Raw genomic sequence first — 16,702 nt, 5'->3', positions numbered from 1 at the left:
TTGTATAAATCAATGAATTTGCTAAATAAATTTTAGTTTAAAGCGTATTTCTTGAAATATTTTTTGAAAAATTTTGGCGTGTAAGTTTTGCGAAAAACAAGAATCGTATTATTCTATACGTTAATTGCGGTAAAAGGCAAGTAGAAATAATCCACATAGAAAAGAGACATAATGGCTGATTTAGAAGTAGCTCCAGAGTTTTCTGACGCTTATGAGTCTTATGATCATAGCGATACAACTCTGTTGAACAAATTGGCTGGCAACTTTGAAGTTCTGCCGAATGATAATCCAGTTTCGGACGCAAAGCGCAACGAACTTATTGATAAGCCTGCTTTCGGTCAGATTTTCTCCGACAATATGGTTCATATGTCTTGGACTAAAGGCGAAGGATGGTCTGATCGTCGTGTAGAGCCTTATGGTCCATTGAAAATGGATCCAGGTGCATCTGTGTTGCACTATGCTCAGGAGTGCTTTGAAGGTTTGAAGGCTTATAAGCGCGCCGACGGCTCTATTTGGCTTTTCCGCCCAGATATTAATGCTGCTCGTTTCCAAAATTCTGCTAAGCGTTTGTATTTGCCGGAACTCTCTATTGATGATTTTATTGGATCGGTTGCAGCCTTGGTAAAGCGAGATAAGCAATGGGTTCCGAGCCGTCGAGAGTATACGCTTTACATGCGTCCATTCATGTTTGCTTCCGAGCCGTTCCTCGGTGTGCGCGAAGCTCACGAAGTTGAATACTGTGTTATCGCTTCTCCATCCGGCCCATACTTCAAGGGTGGTTTGAAGCCTGTTAGCATTTGGGTTGAAGATCAGTGGTTCCGTACTGGTCCTGGTGGTACTGGTTTTGCTAAGTGCGGTGGAAATTACGCTGCTTCCTTGCTTGGTGAATACAAGGGTATTGAGCACGGTTGCGAGCAGGTGTGCTTCGTCGATGCTGCAACTAAGACTTATTTGGAAGAGCTTGGTGGCATGAATATGTTCGCACTCCACAAGGATGGCCATTTGGAAACTCCATCTCTTACTGGCAGTATTCTTCCTGGCGTTACGCGTCGTTCTTTGATTCAGCTTGCTGAGGAAGCAGGACATAAGGTTGTTGAAACCATGATTCCTCTTCAAGGGTTGCTTGACGACATTCGTTCTGGCGAGGTTACTGAAGTCTTTGCTTGCGGTACTGCTGCAATCATTACGCCAATTGGTCGCTTTAAGTCCGATGAATTCGATCTTAAGGTTGCCGATGGTGGTGTTGGTGAGTTGACTCAGGCTTTGCGCGATGAGTTACTTGGCATTCAACTCGGTGATGTCGAAGATAAGCATAACTGGATGTGGAAAGTTTGCGACTGATTTATATAAGTTAGTTAATATTATCTAATCTAATGTTGCTTATGGCGCGTTGTACTCTATATTTAGATATCGTATAGAGTACAACGCGTTTGTTTGTTATGCGCGCAGTGTTTTGGTGAATTTATTTGAAGGGAAATGCTTTGGAAGGTGCGTTAGGGGATAACATCTTTTTTCTTATAGTTGAGTATGTTGCTATGGGATGTTGTGGCATGGTTGGCGGCATGTGGGCTATTCGTAAGAATTATGATGTTTTTGCGATTATTACTACGTCTTGGATAACTGCATTGGGTGGCGGTATTGTTCGTGATGTGTTGCTTGGAGCATTGCCGCCTGTTGGTATTGCTGATCGTGGTTTTGTTATTACAGGTTTGCTTTCTGGTGTTATTGTGGCTGTTGCTCACCCTGAGATTGATAAATGGCGTTGGCTTATGCTTACGCTTGATGCTTTGGCATTGGGTTTGTTTGCGGTGAATGGCACAGCAAAAGGCTTGGATTTCCACATGTCTGGTATGGCTTCAGTATTTTTAGGAATGGCAACTGCTTTAGGAGGCGGTTTGATTCGCGACATGATTTTGAACCAAGTTCCTGTTATTGTGCGGGATAAGCATTGGTACGCTTTCCCTGCTTCAGTGGGATGTGTACTAACCGTTTTTGTTGTAAAAGCAAGGCATGCAGGTTATTTTGGTTTAACTGTTGAAATATTGCTTGATGTCCTTATTGTTGCTCTTGTTGTTGCAATGCGTTTGTTGTCTGTGAAACTAGATTTAACTTTATTTGGAGCAATGAACCGCACGGAACCTATTAAGGTTAGACGTCCTCGTATTCGTCGTATTAATAATCGTCGTCATCGTTAATATTGGGTAAGCGGCAAAAAAGTGTGTCTAAAAACCCGAGTTTTCGTTGAAATACCAAGGGAAGCTCGCTGTCATTAAGCTAAAAAGCTTAACATTTAGTATTACTTGACATTGAAAACAAATAGAGGTATAAGGCGTGCGATGTGCTTAATACATGCCTAGATTAAGTAGTAAACGCTGCCCAATATGCTCTCATTCAATGAAGAGAAATGGTAGAACACGTAAAGGTGCTATCCGTTGGAGATGTACTGCATGTGGAATGTCTTTTACAAGGAAACGTGAAGATATTACACATGTAGCACAATTTGATAAATTCATTCATTGGATTATGGGAAACCAGACTCAATGTGAAGCCTGTCCTAGTGGTTCTGATAGAACATGGCGATATCGGATTGAATGGTATTGGAATGTTAAACCAGAATTACCCGAGACAGGCGAAATTTATGACTATGTTCAAATCGATGGAACATACCTTCCATACGGGTGGTGTTTATTAACCGCGGCAAGCAAGGGTAAAGTTATTGCTTTGCAATGGTGTAACAAAGAAAATTATTGATGACCAGCAATCAATTGGGTCTTCGGGTTTCGATACAAGCTTTGACTTATGTAGGGCAGATTACTACCCAGATATATCAATTAGAAAAGGAACACTACACTAACGACACGCCTGAATAAACACGTTTACAGACACACTTTTGCCGCTTACCTGATTATGACGGCGTTTCTATCAATCAAGTATTATATTATCGCCTTGTGAGCATAACAACGTGAATCACTCACCACATGTTTGGCCAACATGCTGTTTACTGGAATACGCTTACTCACTAATTGATAAGGCCAATATTAGAGAGGTCATCTTATGATGAAGAAAGTTAGTTCATTGTTAATAGCTGCAGCATCATTACTTGGAAGTATGGTGTTTGCAACTCCATCTTTTGCAGTTCAATCAACATCACAATATGGGAATTTTAAGTCTGAAATGAGAGGATTGCGTTCTCCAGATGGTCGACGTTCAATTGTTCCAGTATCTGGACAAGGATTGAATGTGCATACGCTAGCTGGTGATACTATCGTAGTAAAGAATAATATAGCTACTTGGAGAGATGCAACAAATCATACTATAGCAACTATCAATTTAACAGTTCATGACGGGCAGCATGTTGATTTTGGTTATAGCAAAGTTCTTCATAGGATTGCTCCTACTGTTTCCTTAGAGACAGCTTTAGAACGTGGTGGAAAGAAACATCATTGTATTCCTAAATGGATTGGTGTGGGATGGAATGTTTTATGGGATGCAACAGTTTGTACTCCATTATCACTTGGTATTTCTGGATTGGCGTCACCAATTGCTGGTGTTTCGGCTGATATAGCTTGTAGCGCTGCAGGTGGCACTTTGACAGCAGCATTGGGGTGTTAATATGGATGATGCAACTATTTCGAAGAAGCATGCCACAACAGGGCATCGGTCATGGCTTGCTTCGTTTGCTACCATTTGGCTGACGAGTGTTGTTTTCTCGTGCATCAATCATTTACCTTGGTATGCCAATGCTATTTCAGGGGTAATCTTGCTGATTGCAGCGTTTGTATGCCATGCATTGTTGCAGCATCACCATGTGAAGCCGATGGATTACGTGGTGTTTGCTGCTGCCGTGGCAGTTATACTCGTAGTGGTACTCGTATTGGCGTATATCGTCTAAATTACGTTGCCGATAGAGTGATATAAATAATCCCCAGCACCGATTGGTACTGGGGATTTTCCTTACATGCTGTGTTATGCAGTTACCTGCACAAACTTCACAGAGCGTTAATCGCTACAGCAAGACCAGACTTGCGGTTTGCAGCCTGATTCTTATGAATCACGCCACGACCTGCAGCCTTGTCAAGCTTCTTAGCGGCTACTGCGAAAGCGGCCTGCGCTGCAGCCTTATCACCAGCGGTGATGGCTTCACGAGTAGCACGAATAGCAGTCTTCAAAGCAGACTTTACTGCTACGTTACGCTTATGTGCTTTCTCGTTAGTGAGAACACGCTTTTTCTGCGACTTAATGTTTGCCACTGTTACTCCAAACGACGTTTGCTATATAAGGACATACAAATGATAAGTGTATCATGCTTATTAGATAAATATAGTAGTTTATATAATTAATTTGTTATTGTTGGTTTAATTAAAAACTTATTGAATATGCTATTTAATAAATAACTTTCGTATTTTGCACTTTACGCTAAGGTAGTAGATTTGCTAATATTGATTAGTTATAGTGCTTGATTTATGTTTGCATGTTTTCATGTATTCGCATTCTTAAAAGGAGATATTTGCCTTGATTACACCGCATAACCAGCCAGGATTTACGGATCAATCGTTGATACGCAATTTCTGCATTATTGCGCATATCGATCACGGCAAGTCTACTGTAGCTGACCGCATTTTACAACTTTCAGGAATCGTGCCAGAGCGTGAAATGCGAGACCGTTTCTTGGATCGCATGGATATTGAGCAAGAGCGCGGTATTACTATTAAATCTCAGGCTGTTCGAGTGCCGTGGACTTTTGAAGGCAAAGAGTATTCGCTTGGCATGATTGATACTCCTGGTCACGTCGATTTTACTTACGAGGTTTCACGCGCGCTGGCAGCATGCGAAGGTGCGGTGCTGCTTGTTGACGCAACTCAGGGCATTGAAGCGCAAACGCTTTCTAATCTTTATATGGCAATCGACCACAATTTGACGATTATTCCTGTGCTTAACAAAATCGACTTGCCAAGCGCAGAGCCAGACAAGCATGCTGAAGAAATAGCTGGATTAATTGGTTGCAAGCCGGAGGACGTGTTGCGCGTTTCTGGTAAAACCGGCGAAGGTGTTAAAGACTTACTTGATCAAATTGTGCTGGAAGTTCCAGCCCCAAGCGGAAATCCTGATTCTCCTGCTCGCGCGCTCATTTTTGATTCAGTATATGATTCGTATCGCGGAATTGTCACCTATATTCGTATGGTTGATGGCGAACTTAAGTCGCGCGAAAAATTGCATATGATGGGAATCGGCATGACGCACGATCCTATTGAAATCGGCGTTATTAGCCCAGATATGACTCCAACAAAGGCGCTTGGAGCTGGGGAAGTAGGTTACGTAATTACAGGCGCAAAAGACGTGAGTCAATCTAAAGTCGGCGACACTATTACTAGCGCCGTAAATCCTGCATCTGAGCCTTTGGATGGCTACCGCGACCCTAAACCTATGGTTTACGCAGGTCTTTTCCCAATTGATAACGCTCAATTCCCAGATCTTCGAGATGCTCTCGACAAGCTAAAACTTAATGATGCAGCTCTTATTTACGAGCCAGAAACGTCTGTTGCGTTGGGCTTTGGTTTCCGTTGTGGATTCTTAGGTCTTCTACACATGGAGATTGTTTCAGAGCGCTTAAGCCGCGAGTTTGGCTTGGATCTTATTTCCACTGCTCCTAACGTAACTTATGACGTCACTAGCGAAGATGGTAAAGAACATCACGTAACAAATCCTAGCGAGTTTCCAGAAGGCAAGATTAAGCGCATTATTGAGCCAATGGTTGCTGCAGATATTATTACGCCGAAAGAATTTATTGGTGCTGTAATGGATTTGTGCCAGGATCATCGCGGAGAAATGGGCACAATGGAATACATTAGTGCAGACCGCGTGGAAATGCATTACAGGATTCCTCTTGCAGAAATCGTTTTTGACTTCTTTGATCAGCTTAAAAGCCGCACAAAAGGCTATGCTTCTCTTGACTACCACGAAGATGGCGAGCAAGCTGCCGATTTAGTGAAAGTTGATATTCTTATTCAGGGAGATAAGGTTGACGCTTTTAGTGCGATTGTGCACCGAGATAAGGCTTATTCTTACGGCGTTATGATGACTAAGAAGCTTCGTGGACTTATTCCTCGTCAGCAGTTTGAAATTCCAATTCAGGCTGCAATTGGCTCTAGAATTATTGCTCGTGAAACTATTAGCGCTCTTCGAAAAGACGTGCTCGCTAAATGCTACGGCGGCGATATTACGCGTAAACGTAAGCTTCTTGAAAAGCAGAAGGCTGGTAAGAAGCGCATGAAGATGCTCGGACATGTTGAAGTTCCGCAGGAAGCATTCGTTGCGGCTTTGGCTACAGACGAGAGCGCAAACGATCGCGATACTAAAGATAAGATTCGCGCAGCGCAAAAGTCTGAAGGATGAGTTTAGAGTTGGATGCTGAATTAAATAAATCAGCTATGCAAACTGAAAGTATGCCTTTTGAAGTGTACGTGCACGTGCCGTTTTGCTTGCGCCGCTGCGGTTATTGCGATTTTAACACGTATACTGCTCGCGATTTGGGTGAAGGTGCAAGTCGCGAAGGTTATGCGGATGTTGCGATTCAAGAGATGCGTCTTGTAAAAAAATGGCAGGAATATCACGGAATTTTCGAACCTAAAGCGCAATCTGTTTTCTTCGGTGGAGGCACTCCAACAGTTCTTAAAGCGCAAGATTTAGTGCGAATTTTGCAAGAAATACGCAACTTGTGGGGGTTTAATAAAGACGCGGAAATAACTACTGAAGCAAATCCGGATACTGCAGACGAAAAGTATATTGAAACGCTTGCAGAAGGCGGATTTACGCGAATATCTTTCGGAATGCAATCAGCAGTGCCGCATGTTCTTAAAACTCTTGACCGCACGCATACTCCAGAAAACGTAACTCGCGGTGTAAAAGCAGCAAACGCATGTGGTTTGCGTTCAAGTGTTGACTTGATTTATGGCGCTCCGGGAGAGAGTCTAGACGATTGGCGAGAGTCAGTAGAAATGGCTTTAAGCCTAGGTGTTAACCATATTTCTGCATATGCGCTAACGGTAGAGCCGCGCACAAAAATGGGTCGTCAAATCGCTGCTGGCACTATTCAAGCGCCAAACGACGATGATGAAGCTCAAAAATACGAGTTGGCAGACGAACTTTTTAACTCTGCTGGATTACAATGGTACGAGATTTCTAATTGGGCGCGTCCGGGTTTTGAATCTCAACATAATCTTGGCTACTGGCGAAATATTGATTGGGCTGGAATTGGTCCTGGAGCACATTCGCACTACAATGCTGCCAATCGTATTAGTAAACAAAGCATGGATGATAGTGCTTCTTTAGCTAATCCAAACGAGTTTTATAACCTTCGCTCATGGGATATTTTGCACCCAAAACGATGGGCGCATGCTATAAATCTTGGAAATGTGCCGTGGCAAAACTACGAGTGTATAAATGCTGAAGATGCGCTTATTGAAGAAGTAATGCTTGGGCTTCGCATTAAAGAAGGTCTTAATATTTTGCAATTGTGCGAAAAGATGCGCGAAACTAATAAGGTGTTCGATGATTCGCATTTGCAAAAAGTGTTACGCGAAGTGTGTAAGGAAGATTTGGCAGTGTTGCACGAAAATCGCATTATCGCAACACGCAAAGGTAGGCTGCTCAACGATTTATTAATAGAAAGAATTGTCGACGCGTGTGAAGAAGGCCTTACCGTGCTAAAATAGTGCGTATTGTGTCATAAATGCTTGATATACGAAAATTCAATGTAGAAAGGAACAATCATGGCAAACCGCAAAGAGCGTCGCGCGAAGGAAAGGCAGAGCCGCAAGGGGATTCCTTCTCAATATGATGAAACAAAAGGTCGCGCTCGCGGAGGCATGATTGACGAATACAATTTACAAGAACGCTCTAGAAGACTTCAAGAGAGGGGAACTGGTCCTTGGAAGCCAACTTCTAACGTGACAGCTGAGGAGGAGAGACTGGCTCGCAATGTTAAGCGATCTCAGTTGGGCGATGATACTTGGAATGTTGTTCGTAAAGTTGTCGGAGTGTTTTCCTGGGCTGTGATTTTGCTTTCCGCGCTTGCTTTCTTGGTGATTATGTGGCTTCCTAGCCAGCCTATTGTGCTTGTTGTGGTAGTTTCCGTTTTGTTTGCATTAGGCGTGTTTGGCTTGTTCTTTAGCTTTAGTAATTCTAGGCAGAATCCGCGCCTTGACGAGCACGGCACTGCGATTTAGATGTACTATAAAATAAGAATGTTTTTTAATGATTAAGGTGGGCACTTGCTAATAACAACGTGCTCGCCTTAATTGTTTGTGTGCGCTCCGACCTGCTTTCGCGCTTAGAGCGTAGCGCGCGAAAGCAACTCGGAGCGGAAACTCGCTTAAGTTGGAAGTCCAGTGGACTTCCAACGCGAGTTTCGTAAGCGAGCGCGTTACCCGCGCGAGCGCATACTGCGTTACGGTCTCTAGTTGGCGCTCTTCGGACATTCGCGCATTTACACAATAGGATGCTTAATGTAGTAGTCGTGCATTGACTTCTTGGAAATTATTTCCTCGCTGCCTTGATTTGCAGATATGCCGATTCTCGCGCGAATCCACGGATCTTCTTTATGCGTTCTTTCGCTGAGCTGATTTCCTGTAAGATTTCCAAGTTTTGCGCACACTTCCTCTATAATCTTGACCTGCTCATATTCTAAAGTTGCGCATCTTTCTGGAAGAGAAATCAGTAGTTCTTCTTTGCGAATTGTGAATCTTCCTCGATGCCTGTTAAATAGTTCCAATGAAACCGGACCGTTCGTCCAAGCTTCAAAATCTTCCGGAAATAGTGACAATCCAGTTGTAGCTAAGCTGTGCGCTTGAGAATAATACACAAGCTTCTGCAGCTTCATAGTTGTCATTGGTCCCATAATTTCCAATATTTTTGCCGCTACATTAATAATGCCCATCACGCATCTCCTTTTTCTTTGCAACAAATTAATAGCGATTTTATGAATGGAAAAAGTGAGCGTCAATTCGATTAAAGAAATGTGGACAACTTGTATTATGAGTTATTTTTTAGTTTGTGTTATTTTGCAAGTTCAACTTATTTGATTGTTGTTTTGCGAACTAATCATTTAATAGTTCAACATGCAATAAGTTAATAAGCGAGTAAGTTAATAAACTAATTTCGTGAATCTATAAGCGCGTAACCATGTCTTACAAGCACAGATTTAAGTTGCGTAAGATAAGCGAGTGAAGCTCTTGAAAGCTTCGTGCGCTCGTTGGTAATCCAGCCAACAAGCATAGTGTCATCACATTCAAGCGGAATAGTGACAATTTTTTCATTGTTTAAATCGCCGTTATCTATTCCAGTGCAAACAGTGTAACCATTCAACCCAATAATAAAGTTTAAAATGGTAGCGCGGTCAGAAACGTTGATCTTTTTCGGTGGGCGAGTAGGCCAAACCGCTTCTTCTGCGAAGAAGAAACTTCCTTCTTCTCCCTGTTCGTATTGAATAAACGGATACGGTTTCAAATCTTCCAAGCTCAAGCTTTTTCGCACTGCAAGCGGATTATTTCTAGAAAGAAAAACATGCAATTTTGCTCGGAAAAGCGGGTGGAATTCCAAATGTTTTTCACGAAGCAGCTTGCCGATTACATCCTTGTTGTAGTCAGAAAGATAAAGAATTCCAAGGTCTGCGCGCATATCGCTTACTTGCTTAATGATATTTTTTGTGCGCGTCTCGCGAATTGAAAACTCGTATTCGTTAGAATGAATACTGCGAATCATATCGACGAATGCTTCAACAGCAAACATGTAGTGTTGTGTTGCAACGCTGCATAATTGTGGGCGAGGCTTCGTACTTTTGTATCGTTCTTCAAGAAGATCCGCCTGCTCAATTACTTGTCGAGCGTACGTCAAAAACTCAGCTCCATCAGCTGTTAATGCAATTCCTTGAGTGGATCTAGTGAAAATTTCAATGTTAAGTTCTCTTTCAAGCTCTTTTACAGAAGAGCTCAATGCTGGTTGTGAAATATATAGTGCTCGTGCTGCTTCATTCATTGAACCGCAGTCAACGATTTTTACAATATACTTCAGTTGTAGCAAAGTCATACGAGCTTCTTTCGTGAGCTAAAAGTTACGATAATCATCAAAAATCACATAAATGAGCCGCTAACGAATCTAGCAAAAGGTATAGGCATAACCTAATTCTTAGTTGTCATAACCATAGTTCCACATAACCATAGTTTTATATATAATCTTAGTAGTATAAGCTAAATATTTAAGCAATTATTAAAGATTTACTCCTATTGAAGCTAAATCCTTACGCGCTTGCTCTGCAGTTGTAAAAACAAATCCATGCATGCCAACTCTATGAGCTCCATCAATATTTGCTGGCTTATCGTCGAAGAAAACAGTTGTTTGCGGATTTAATCCAAATCTACTTATAGCAAGTTCAAAAATTTCCGGTTCTGGCTTATGCAAATGCTCAACACCGGAAATAATGGTTCCTTGCAAAAGAGTAGAAAGTTCTGGGAATTTGCGTAACGCAAGTGGGAAAGTTTCTTTAGACCAATTTGTTAAGCCCCATACGCCGTATCCAGCTTTACGTAAATCATGCAATAAATCAACCATTCCAGGCATCATTCGTGTCAAAACTTGGTCATAATGAGCGCAATACCAACGGAAAGCTTCAGCAAGTTCGCTTCCAAAGCGACGTTCGTATTCAGGCATAAGATCTTTCAAAAGCTCGCCGCCATCCATGCGGTCCTCAAATTCATAGAACCCGGCTAAATCGTTCTTTCCAAAGCTTCCATTAGGGCAAATAGTATCAACTAAATTCGGGAACTGGTTTTGCAAACAGTTTCGGCAATTCCATTCGAGTAGAACTCTGCAATAATCAAACATGACGTCATGGATCTCAATATTTTGTGCGTTAGTCATTTATTTCTACTCCTTCTATTTTGTTTCATACGTTATTTTACATTCGCGTATTTTGTTTCATGCGTTAATTTTGTACACTGCTGATATTATTCCGCGCGCTACTTTATATTAATAAGAATCCCAAGAACATGCGGTAATGCATTTATAATGTCGCTTGCCACAATTGGATGTTCCAAAGTTAAAGCACGCTTTGATTTCACTATGTCTTGCACTAGTTGAGTGTAATTGTTTCCTCCGCTACTGCGTGACGCAAATACTGCGCAAACTCCATGAATCACAGCTGCGCTCGCTGCAATAAGTGCGTAATTTTTGTTGTTCGCATTGTTTTTCTCGTTGTTGTTCGCGTTGTTTTCGTTATCTTTTTCGTGCTGAGCCAGCAATGCTCCTAAAATTCCTGCTAGCGCATCTCCTGAGCCTGCAGTTGCTAGCCAGGATGGAGCGTATTGTGCAATATAAATAGGAGAGTGCAATTTTGATGGTGATGCAACTGCTGTTGTTGCGCCTTTAACTAACACAGTTGCTCCAGTAAGATCGGCTGCTTTTTGAGCGTAGTGTGTTGGGTTGCTGGCTATTTGTTGTGCGCTTACTTCTAAATCGTATCTAGTAAAAAGCGAGCTTAATTCTCCTGCGTGAGGTGTGAGAACTACTTTTTCGCAAACTTGTTTTGGTAGTAAGTCTAATGCTCCAGCATCTACGCATATTGGCGGAAGATTGTTATTTAATTGCGTTTCAGCGTTGTCGTTTTTGTTGTCGTTTTTGTTGTCGTTTTCGTTTTCGTTGGAGTATTTTGCAAGTATGCTAGCAATGTATTTTCTTTGAGATAAAGCCGTTTCGTCGTTGCAATGGCTTTCGTCTGGTATGCCGCATCCAACTGTTATTGCGTCGATTTTTCCGTTTAATTGTTCGTATGCTACTACTTCAGGGGATGCTTGCAATACTAAATTTTGTGCACGAAGAGGACCTGAATAACGGACCATTCCAATATTTGCATGTATTGCAGCGCTTGTGCTTAACACTGCTGCTCCGGGATAGTCGTTTGAACCGGTAATTACGCCTAGAACGCCTCTTGAATATTTATTATCGCTTGCATGAGGCGTGCGCAATGGTGTGGAAGCAAGATGAATATCTACTGATATTTCATTATTTGCAGAGTTTTTAGCGTCAGTGTGCGAACTGTCAGGTTTTGCAATGTAATTCATACCATCTGTATTGCCAAACATAGTATTAAGTGTAATCGTCATTAAGCACATGCAGAGTTGGCTAAACATGTGTATTACTGTCTAAACTTATGTATTGTTACAATTTGTAAACATTTTGAAAATATTTGTAATTTTTTTGTTATTCTGCGTGTCGTGAATATTATGGCGTGTCGCTACTAGTTTTGCGTAAAAAATAAACAAAAATGCCTGATTAATAAATTTGTCCAAATGTTATAATCACATTTATTTTTTCGTTGGTATATTAACGTTTTTTAATGCAAGATAAAGCAGAAAGCAGCATGGTCTTTTTTGAAATTTTGCATTATAGCAGATGAAAAATTCACGAAACGCATTTTTGCAAAAATAATTATATTTTTTCACATTTTTTATTGACCGTCACGTATATTTTTCTTATGCTATAAGCGTTATTGCGAATGATTATTTTTTTCATGAATAGCTTTCATGAGTACCTCTCACAATCAACCCATGCAATAACAGTTAAAGATTCCCGAAAGGAACGAGTGTGAAAACTTCACGAATTTTCGCAACTGCAGCTGCGGTTGCATTATTAGCAACTTCTATGGGTGCTTGCGGCTCCGCAAAAAATGCCGAAAATAAGGCGAAGGGCAATCAAGTAAATGTAGTGGCAACTACAACTCAAATTTGCGATTACGTAACTCAAATCGCTTCAACTGCTGACGCAAAATCTGGATTGAGCCTCAATAAGACTGATTCTCAGGGCAAGAAGTCTGTAATCGGAGCTCCTCAAGACAAAGCAAAGTCAACAATTAATTTGACCTGCTTGCTTGCGCCAAACGCTTCTGCTCATGAGCATGAAATGACTCCAGCTCAATCTAAAGCTCTTTCTAAGGCTGATTTGATGCTTGTTTCTGGTGTAGATCTCGAGCACTTCTTGGATCAAGCTGTGAAAGCTACCGGTTTTAAGGGCACTATGGGTGTAACTTCCGGTATTCTCACTGCTGACGAAATCAAGGATCCAAAGGCTGAGACTGCTAAGGAAAAGGATCTTCCATACAAGGTTGATCGCGGTATCGCTAAGGTGCATGCTGAAAAGTGGCCATTCCCTCCAGAAGAAGGCGAGAAGGAGCCTGAATTCCAGTACGATCCACATATTTGGACCAGCACGAAGAACACGATGATTCAGGTTAAGAATATCGGTTATTTCCTCGGAAAAGCTCTTCCTAAGAGTAAATCTATTTTCGATGAGCATGTTGAAAAGTTCGTTAAGTCTTTGACTGATTTGGATGCTTGGGCAACTAAAGCTTTGAATAGTGTGCCACAAAAGCATCGTGTTCTCTTCACTTCTCACGATGCATTCGGTTACTTCTCTCGTGACTACAATGTGAAGTTCATTGGTGCAGCACTTTCTGATTTCAACAGCCAGCAGGATGCTACTGCAGATCATATTCAGAAAGCTGCAGAAGATGTCAAGAAGTCCGGAGCTGTTGCGATTTTTGCTGAGAATTCTAACAATTCCAAGTCTATCAAGGCTGTTGCTGCAGCAGCAGGAGTAAAGGCTGTTATTGGCGACGACGCACTTTATGGAGATTCGCTTGGACCAGTCGGATCTGCAGGCGAAACTTACATCGGTTCCATTGTTCACAATGTTGAAACATTGGTGAAAGCTTGGAATGGTAATGTTCCTGAACTTCCAGATTCAGTTAAGACTGCATTGAAGAAGTAACATATAAATAACAGTAAAAATAATAGTATCGTAACAGTAACTTTAATAGCGAAAGTTTAATAGCGAAAGCAAGAAGTTACTGTTACGAATACTTATTAATAAACTGAAAAGACTGGAAATATAGTGAATAAGAGCGTCCTTGCAATGAAAAATTGCGACCTGGCATACGGTTATAAAACTGTAGTGACTGGTATTAATGGCAGTGTGCAAGCCGGGGAAGCTTTGGCTTTAATAGGTCCAAATGGTTCTGGGAAAACAACGTTTTTGCAGGCTATTATTGGTATCGTGCGCGTAAGTCGCGGTGAACTGAAAATGCCTAAGGCTTTGTCTATTGGATATGTTCCACAGCAGGTTGATTTGGATTTAACGTTCCCGATTACTGCACGGCAAGTTGTTGCAATGGGCTTAAGTAGACAGACAGGTTTTCTTGGATTGCTTAAAAAAGATCAGAAAAAAGCTGTTGAGGATGCTCTTAATCATGTTGGTTTATTAAATCGCGCAGATGTGCGATTTGGTGACCTTTCTGGCGGTCAGCGCCAGCGCATTCTTCTTGCGCGCGCGATTGTTGCAAAGCCAACGCTTATTTTGCTCGACGAACCTTTTAATGGTCTTGATGAACCGAATCGCCGAGAACTTCTTAATATTATGAAATCAGCAAAGCAAGAAGGTATTGCTTTTGTTGTATCTACGCACGATTTAGTTATTGCAGATGCTATTTGTGAAAAAGCGCTACTTTTAGCTGGCAAGCAGATTGCTTTTGGCGCGCTTAAAGAAGTAATGACTAAAGAAAATATTACTCGTGCATATGGTGGAAGCATGCCTGCTGCTTCTGCAGGTCTTACTTTTTCGGAAATTGCGGAAGGCTGATTTTCAATGCTTGCCCAATTAGTTGAGTCATTAAGAAAAGTTCTGGAACCAATTCCTGGTTTTGATTTTATTGCTTCTGCTCCTTATATTTTTCGCCCGTTCTGCTTACTTATAGTTCTATCTATAGCTAGCGGAATCGTTGGTGTATTTGTGAACTTGAGATGTGCTGAATTTAATGCGGAAGCTATTGTGCATGGCATATTTCCTGGAATTGTTGTAGGCGCTTTATACGGTGGCATAGATCAAATTATTCCTGGTGCTGCAATTTGTTCAGTATTTTTAGTTGCTGCATTAGTGTGGGCTTCTCGTTCAACTCGCATAAATGAATCGATTATCGCAACTGTTTTAACTACTTTCTTTGCTCTTGGTGTAGTAATTTCACTAAAAAAAGGTGATATGTCAGGTCAGCTCGAGGCATTGATGTTTGGTAGGCTGCTTGATGTCACTGATGAGCGAATGACTCAAGCAATGTGGATTTGCTTGTTTGCAATTATTGTGCTTTTGGCAACTTGGAAACAGCAGATTATTGTTGCTTTCGATCGAGCAAGTGCTCCATTAATGGGAGTGCATACTCTTTTTGTCGATATTGTTCTTAACGTTGGCATTGCTGCGGTTGTTGTTTCTGCATCTTCAGCTGTTGGTGTTCTTCTTGTGATCGGGTACCTTATTATTCCAGGAGCTAGTGCTCGTTTAGTGTCTAGAACAGTTGGGCGTATGGTTGCAGTTGGTATCTTTGTTGGTATTGCTGGAGTTGTTCTTGGTATGTACGTTATGAATTTGGAGCTTGATCATCCTATTTCTCCTCAAGCTGCAATTGCATTAAGCATGTGTGCAATGTTCGTAGTTGTGCTTATTGTACGCTGGCTATTCCAAGTCATTTCATCTATAGTTTTTGCGCATAAAACTCATACAAGCGGTACCGATATGCATGTTTTAGCAAAATCTTGTAAAGGTAGGGAATAGATGGTAAGTATTTGGCAAATTATTGCTCTACCTATAGTTGAAGCAATTGTTGTAGGTGCTCTATGTGGTTTTGTTGGCTCTCTCGCGCTTCTTAATCAGCGAATATTCTTTACTGAATCTATTACTCATGCTGCTTTTCCTGGAGCAGTATTAGGTGTAGTTTTAACTTCTGCTTATACAATAGATCAAAATATTTTGTCGCTTGGGCTTTTTGTCGGTGCTGCTGTTGCGTGTGTTGTACTTTCTTTAGTAATGTATGCACTTTCGCATCTTAAAGGCATTTCTTCGCAAGCTGCAGCTGGTATTACTTTAACTGTTGGCTTTGCTAGTGGATACTTTTTAAATAAGTGGTTTGCTCCATTGCCATTGCGTATTGAGGGATTTTTAACTGGATCATTGCTTAATTGCACTCCTGCAGACGTAATTTCAGCCTCTGTTGCTTTCTTGCTTGTTTTGGGATTATGGATTTTTAATTCTGCTAATCTTGTGCATTGCTCGTTTGACCCTATTAATTACCGTGCTGCAGGCGGAAGATCAGGTTTTATACAGGGCATGGTTCTTGCTTTGATTATTATTACTGTTTCCGTTATTATTCCAGCAGTTGGTACAGTTGTTTCAGTATCTCTTATTGCTGCTCCTGCTGCAGCATTAAAGGGAAGAATTGCTTCTATAAATAAATTCGTACTTGCATGCGTAATTACTGCTGTTTCAATTGCTTTAATTGGACTAGCTTTAGCTGTAATACTGAAGCTTTCTGCCGGTGGCACTATTGCTATTTGCGCTGGAGCTTTCTTCTTAATAGTCAAGATTGGCGAAAGCATTTTTATAAAAATTAATGATTTTTCATCAAGATTGCATGCAAGGCGAGAAAAAGTAGCCGAAAACGCTATTTAGCAAAAGAGTTTTAAAAGTCGCTCTGTTGTCCTAGAATGTCAACGAATTGCGCGTGAAAAATGCGCGCGATTGACGTCGTTTTTGCGCGTTTTGTTGATTGTTTAATCGCGTAAGTTTATCGACGCCACACAAGTCCAGGTCTGCACATTAGTAACGCAAG

The 16,702-nt window shown here is 41.4% G+C and carries 16 protein-coding genes and 1 pseudogene; 12 read left to right on the top strand and 5 right to left on the bottom strand.

Annotation, left to right across the window (positions count from 1 at the left end; translation table 11 throughout):
* Positions 1-171 precede the first annotated feature (171 nt).
* The 5 genes and pseudogenes from P0108_RS03810 (at position 172) to P0108_RS03790 (ending at position 3,892) form a co-directional block, all read left to right on the top strand.
* A complete protein-coding gene (locus P0108_RS03810; RefSeq protein WP_004108753.1) occupies positions 172-1,341 on the top strand; it encodes a branched-chain amino acid aminotransferase in 1,170 nt (389 codons plus the stop codon).
* Between the two features lie 140 nt (positions 1,342-1,481).
* The gene (locus P0108_RS03805; protein ID WP_041160500.1) at positions 1,482-2,195 is read left to right on the top strand and encodes a trimeric intracellular cation channel family protein; all 714 of its coding nucleotides are present in this window, start codon (positions 1,482-1,484) and stop codon (positions 2,193-2,195) included.
* A gap of 154 nt (positions 2,196-2,349) precedes the next feature.
* Positions 2,350-2,745, top strand: a pseudogene (locus P0108_RS03800) (transposase-like zinc-binding domain-containing protein); the annotation flags it as partial.
* A 309-nt stretch (positions 2,746-3,054) separates the two neighbouring features.
* Positions 3,055-3,612 carry a hypothetical protein gene (locus tag P0108_RS03795; protein ID WP_012914229.1) on the top strand — a complete coding sequence of 186 codons (558 nt, stop codon included), beginning with the start codon at positions 3,055-3,057 and terminating at the stop codon, positions 3,610-3,612.
* Between the two features lies 1 nt (position 3,613).
* Positions 3,614-3,892, top strand: coding sequence for a hypothetical protein (locus tag P0108_RS03790; RefSeq protein ID WP_033888441.1), 279 nt, complete (start codon positions 3,614-3,616; stop codon positions 3,890-3,892).
* Positions 3,893-3,989: 97 nt separating this feature from the next.
* On the opposite strand, the gene rpsT is transcribed toward P0108_RS03790, so the two are convergent.
* Positions 3,990-4,250, bottom strand: coding sequence for a 30S ribosomal protein S20 (gene rpsT, locus P0108_RS03785; RefSeq protein ID WP_004106518.1), 261 nt, complete (start codon positions 4,248-4,250; stop codon positions 3,990-3,992).
* A gap of 262 nt (positions 4,251-4,512) precedes the next feature.
* On the opposite strand from rpsT, the gene lepA reads away from it, so the two are divergent.
* Genes lepA through P0108_RS03770 form a run of 3 tightly spaced genes read left to right on the top strand, consistent with a single transcriptional unit; the run spans position 4,513 to position 8,225 of the window.
* Complete coding sequence (gene lepA / locus P0108_RS03780) at positions 4,513-6,393, top strand: translation elongation factor 4 (RefSeq protein ID WP_012914227.1); 1,881 nt, start codon at positions 4,513-4,515, stop codon at positions 6,391-6,393.
* The gene (gene hemW / locus P0108_RS03775) at positions 6,390-7,712 is read left to right on the top strand and encodes a radical SAM family heme chaperone HemW (protein WP_004108768.1); all 1,323 of its coding nucleotides are present in this window, start codon (positions 6,390-6,392) and stop codon (positions 7,710-7,712) included. The genes lepA and hemW overlap by 4 nt, the downstream gene beginning before the upstream one ends.
* Before the next feature lie 57 nt (positions 7,713-7,769).
* Positions 7,770-8,225, top strand: coding sequence for a hypothetical protein (locus P0108_RS03770; protein ID WP_012914225.1), 456 nt, complete (start codon positions 7,770-7,772; stop codon positions 8,223-8,225).
* Between the two features lie 260 nt (positions 8,226-8,485).
* Here P0108_RS03770 and P0108_RS03765 read toward each other — a convergent pair whose 3' ends face one another.
* The 4 genes from P0108_RS03765 to P0108_RS03750 all read right to left on the bottom strand — a co-directional run bounded on the left by P0108_RS03765 (position 8,486) and on the right by P0108_RS03750 (position 12,164).
* Positions 8,486-8,935 carry a Panacea domain-containing protein gene (locus P0108_RS03765; protein WP_004108773.1) on the bottom strand — a complete coding sequence of 150 codons (450 nt, stop codon included), beginning with the start codon at positions 8,933-8,935 and terminating at the stop codon, positions 8,486-8,488.
* A gap of 215 nt (positions 8,936-9,150) precedes the next feature.
* Positions 9,151-10,083, bottom strand: coding sequence for a LysR family transcriptional regulator (locus P0108_RS03760; protein WP_012914223.1), 933 nt, complete (start codon positions 10,081-10,083; stop codon positions 9,151-9,153).
* 180 nt (positions 10,084-10,263) lie between these two features.
* Positions 10,264-10,914, bottom strand: coding sequence for an HAD family hydrolase (locus tag P0108_RS03755; protein ID WP_012914222.1), 651 nt, complete (start codon positions 10,912-10,914; stop codon positions 10,264-10,266).
* 98 nt (positions 10,915-11,012) lie between these two features.
* Complete coding sequence (locus P0108_RS03750; protein ID WP_473730841.1) at positions 11,013-12,164, bottom strand: ADP-dependent NAD(P)H-hydrate dehydratase; 1,152 nt, start codon at positions 12,162-12,164, stop codon at positions 11,013-11,015.
* 472 nt (positions 12,165-12,636) lie between these two features.
* Between P0108_RS03750 and P0108_RS03745 the strand changes: the two genes are divergently transcribed.
* From P0108_RS03745 to P0108_RS03730, 4 genes are all read left to right on the top strand, one after another.
* Positions 12,637-13,818: a metal ABC transporter substrate-binding protein gene (locus P0108_RS03745; protein ID WP_004108796.1), complete on the top strand. Its 1,182-nt coding sequence runs from the start codon at positions 12,637-12,639 to the stop codon at positions 13,816-13,818.
* A gap of 144 nt (positions 13,819-13,962) precedes the next feature.
* Positions 13,963-14,685 carry a metal ABC transporter ATP-binding protein gene (locus P0108_RS03740; protein WP_004574322.1) on the top strand — a complete coding sequence of 241 codons (723 nt, stop codon included), beginning with the start codon at positions 13,963-13,965 and terminating at the stop codon, positions 14,683-14,685.
* A gap of 6 nt (positions 14,686-14,691) precedes the next feature.
* Complete coding sequence (locus tag P0108_RS03735) at positions 14,692-15,648, top strand: metal ABC transporter permease (RefSeq protein ID WP_012914218.1); 957 nt, start codon at positions 14,692-14,694, stop codon at positions 15,646-15,648.
* Positions 15,649-16,542 (top strand): metal ABC transporter permease, encoded by an 894-nt coding sequence (locus tag P0108_RS03730; RefSeq protein ID WP_004108805.1) that lies wholly within the window; start codon positions 15,649-15,651, stop codon positions 16,540-16,542.
* The last annotated feature ends 160 nt before the right edge of the window (positions 16,543-16,702 follow it).

The sequence above is a fragment of the Gardnerella sp. c10Ua_244 genome (assembly GCF_055818055.1).
Note: the sequence above shows the minus strand (reverse complement) of the source record. Positions and strands in the feature narration are given on the sequence as shown.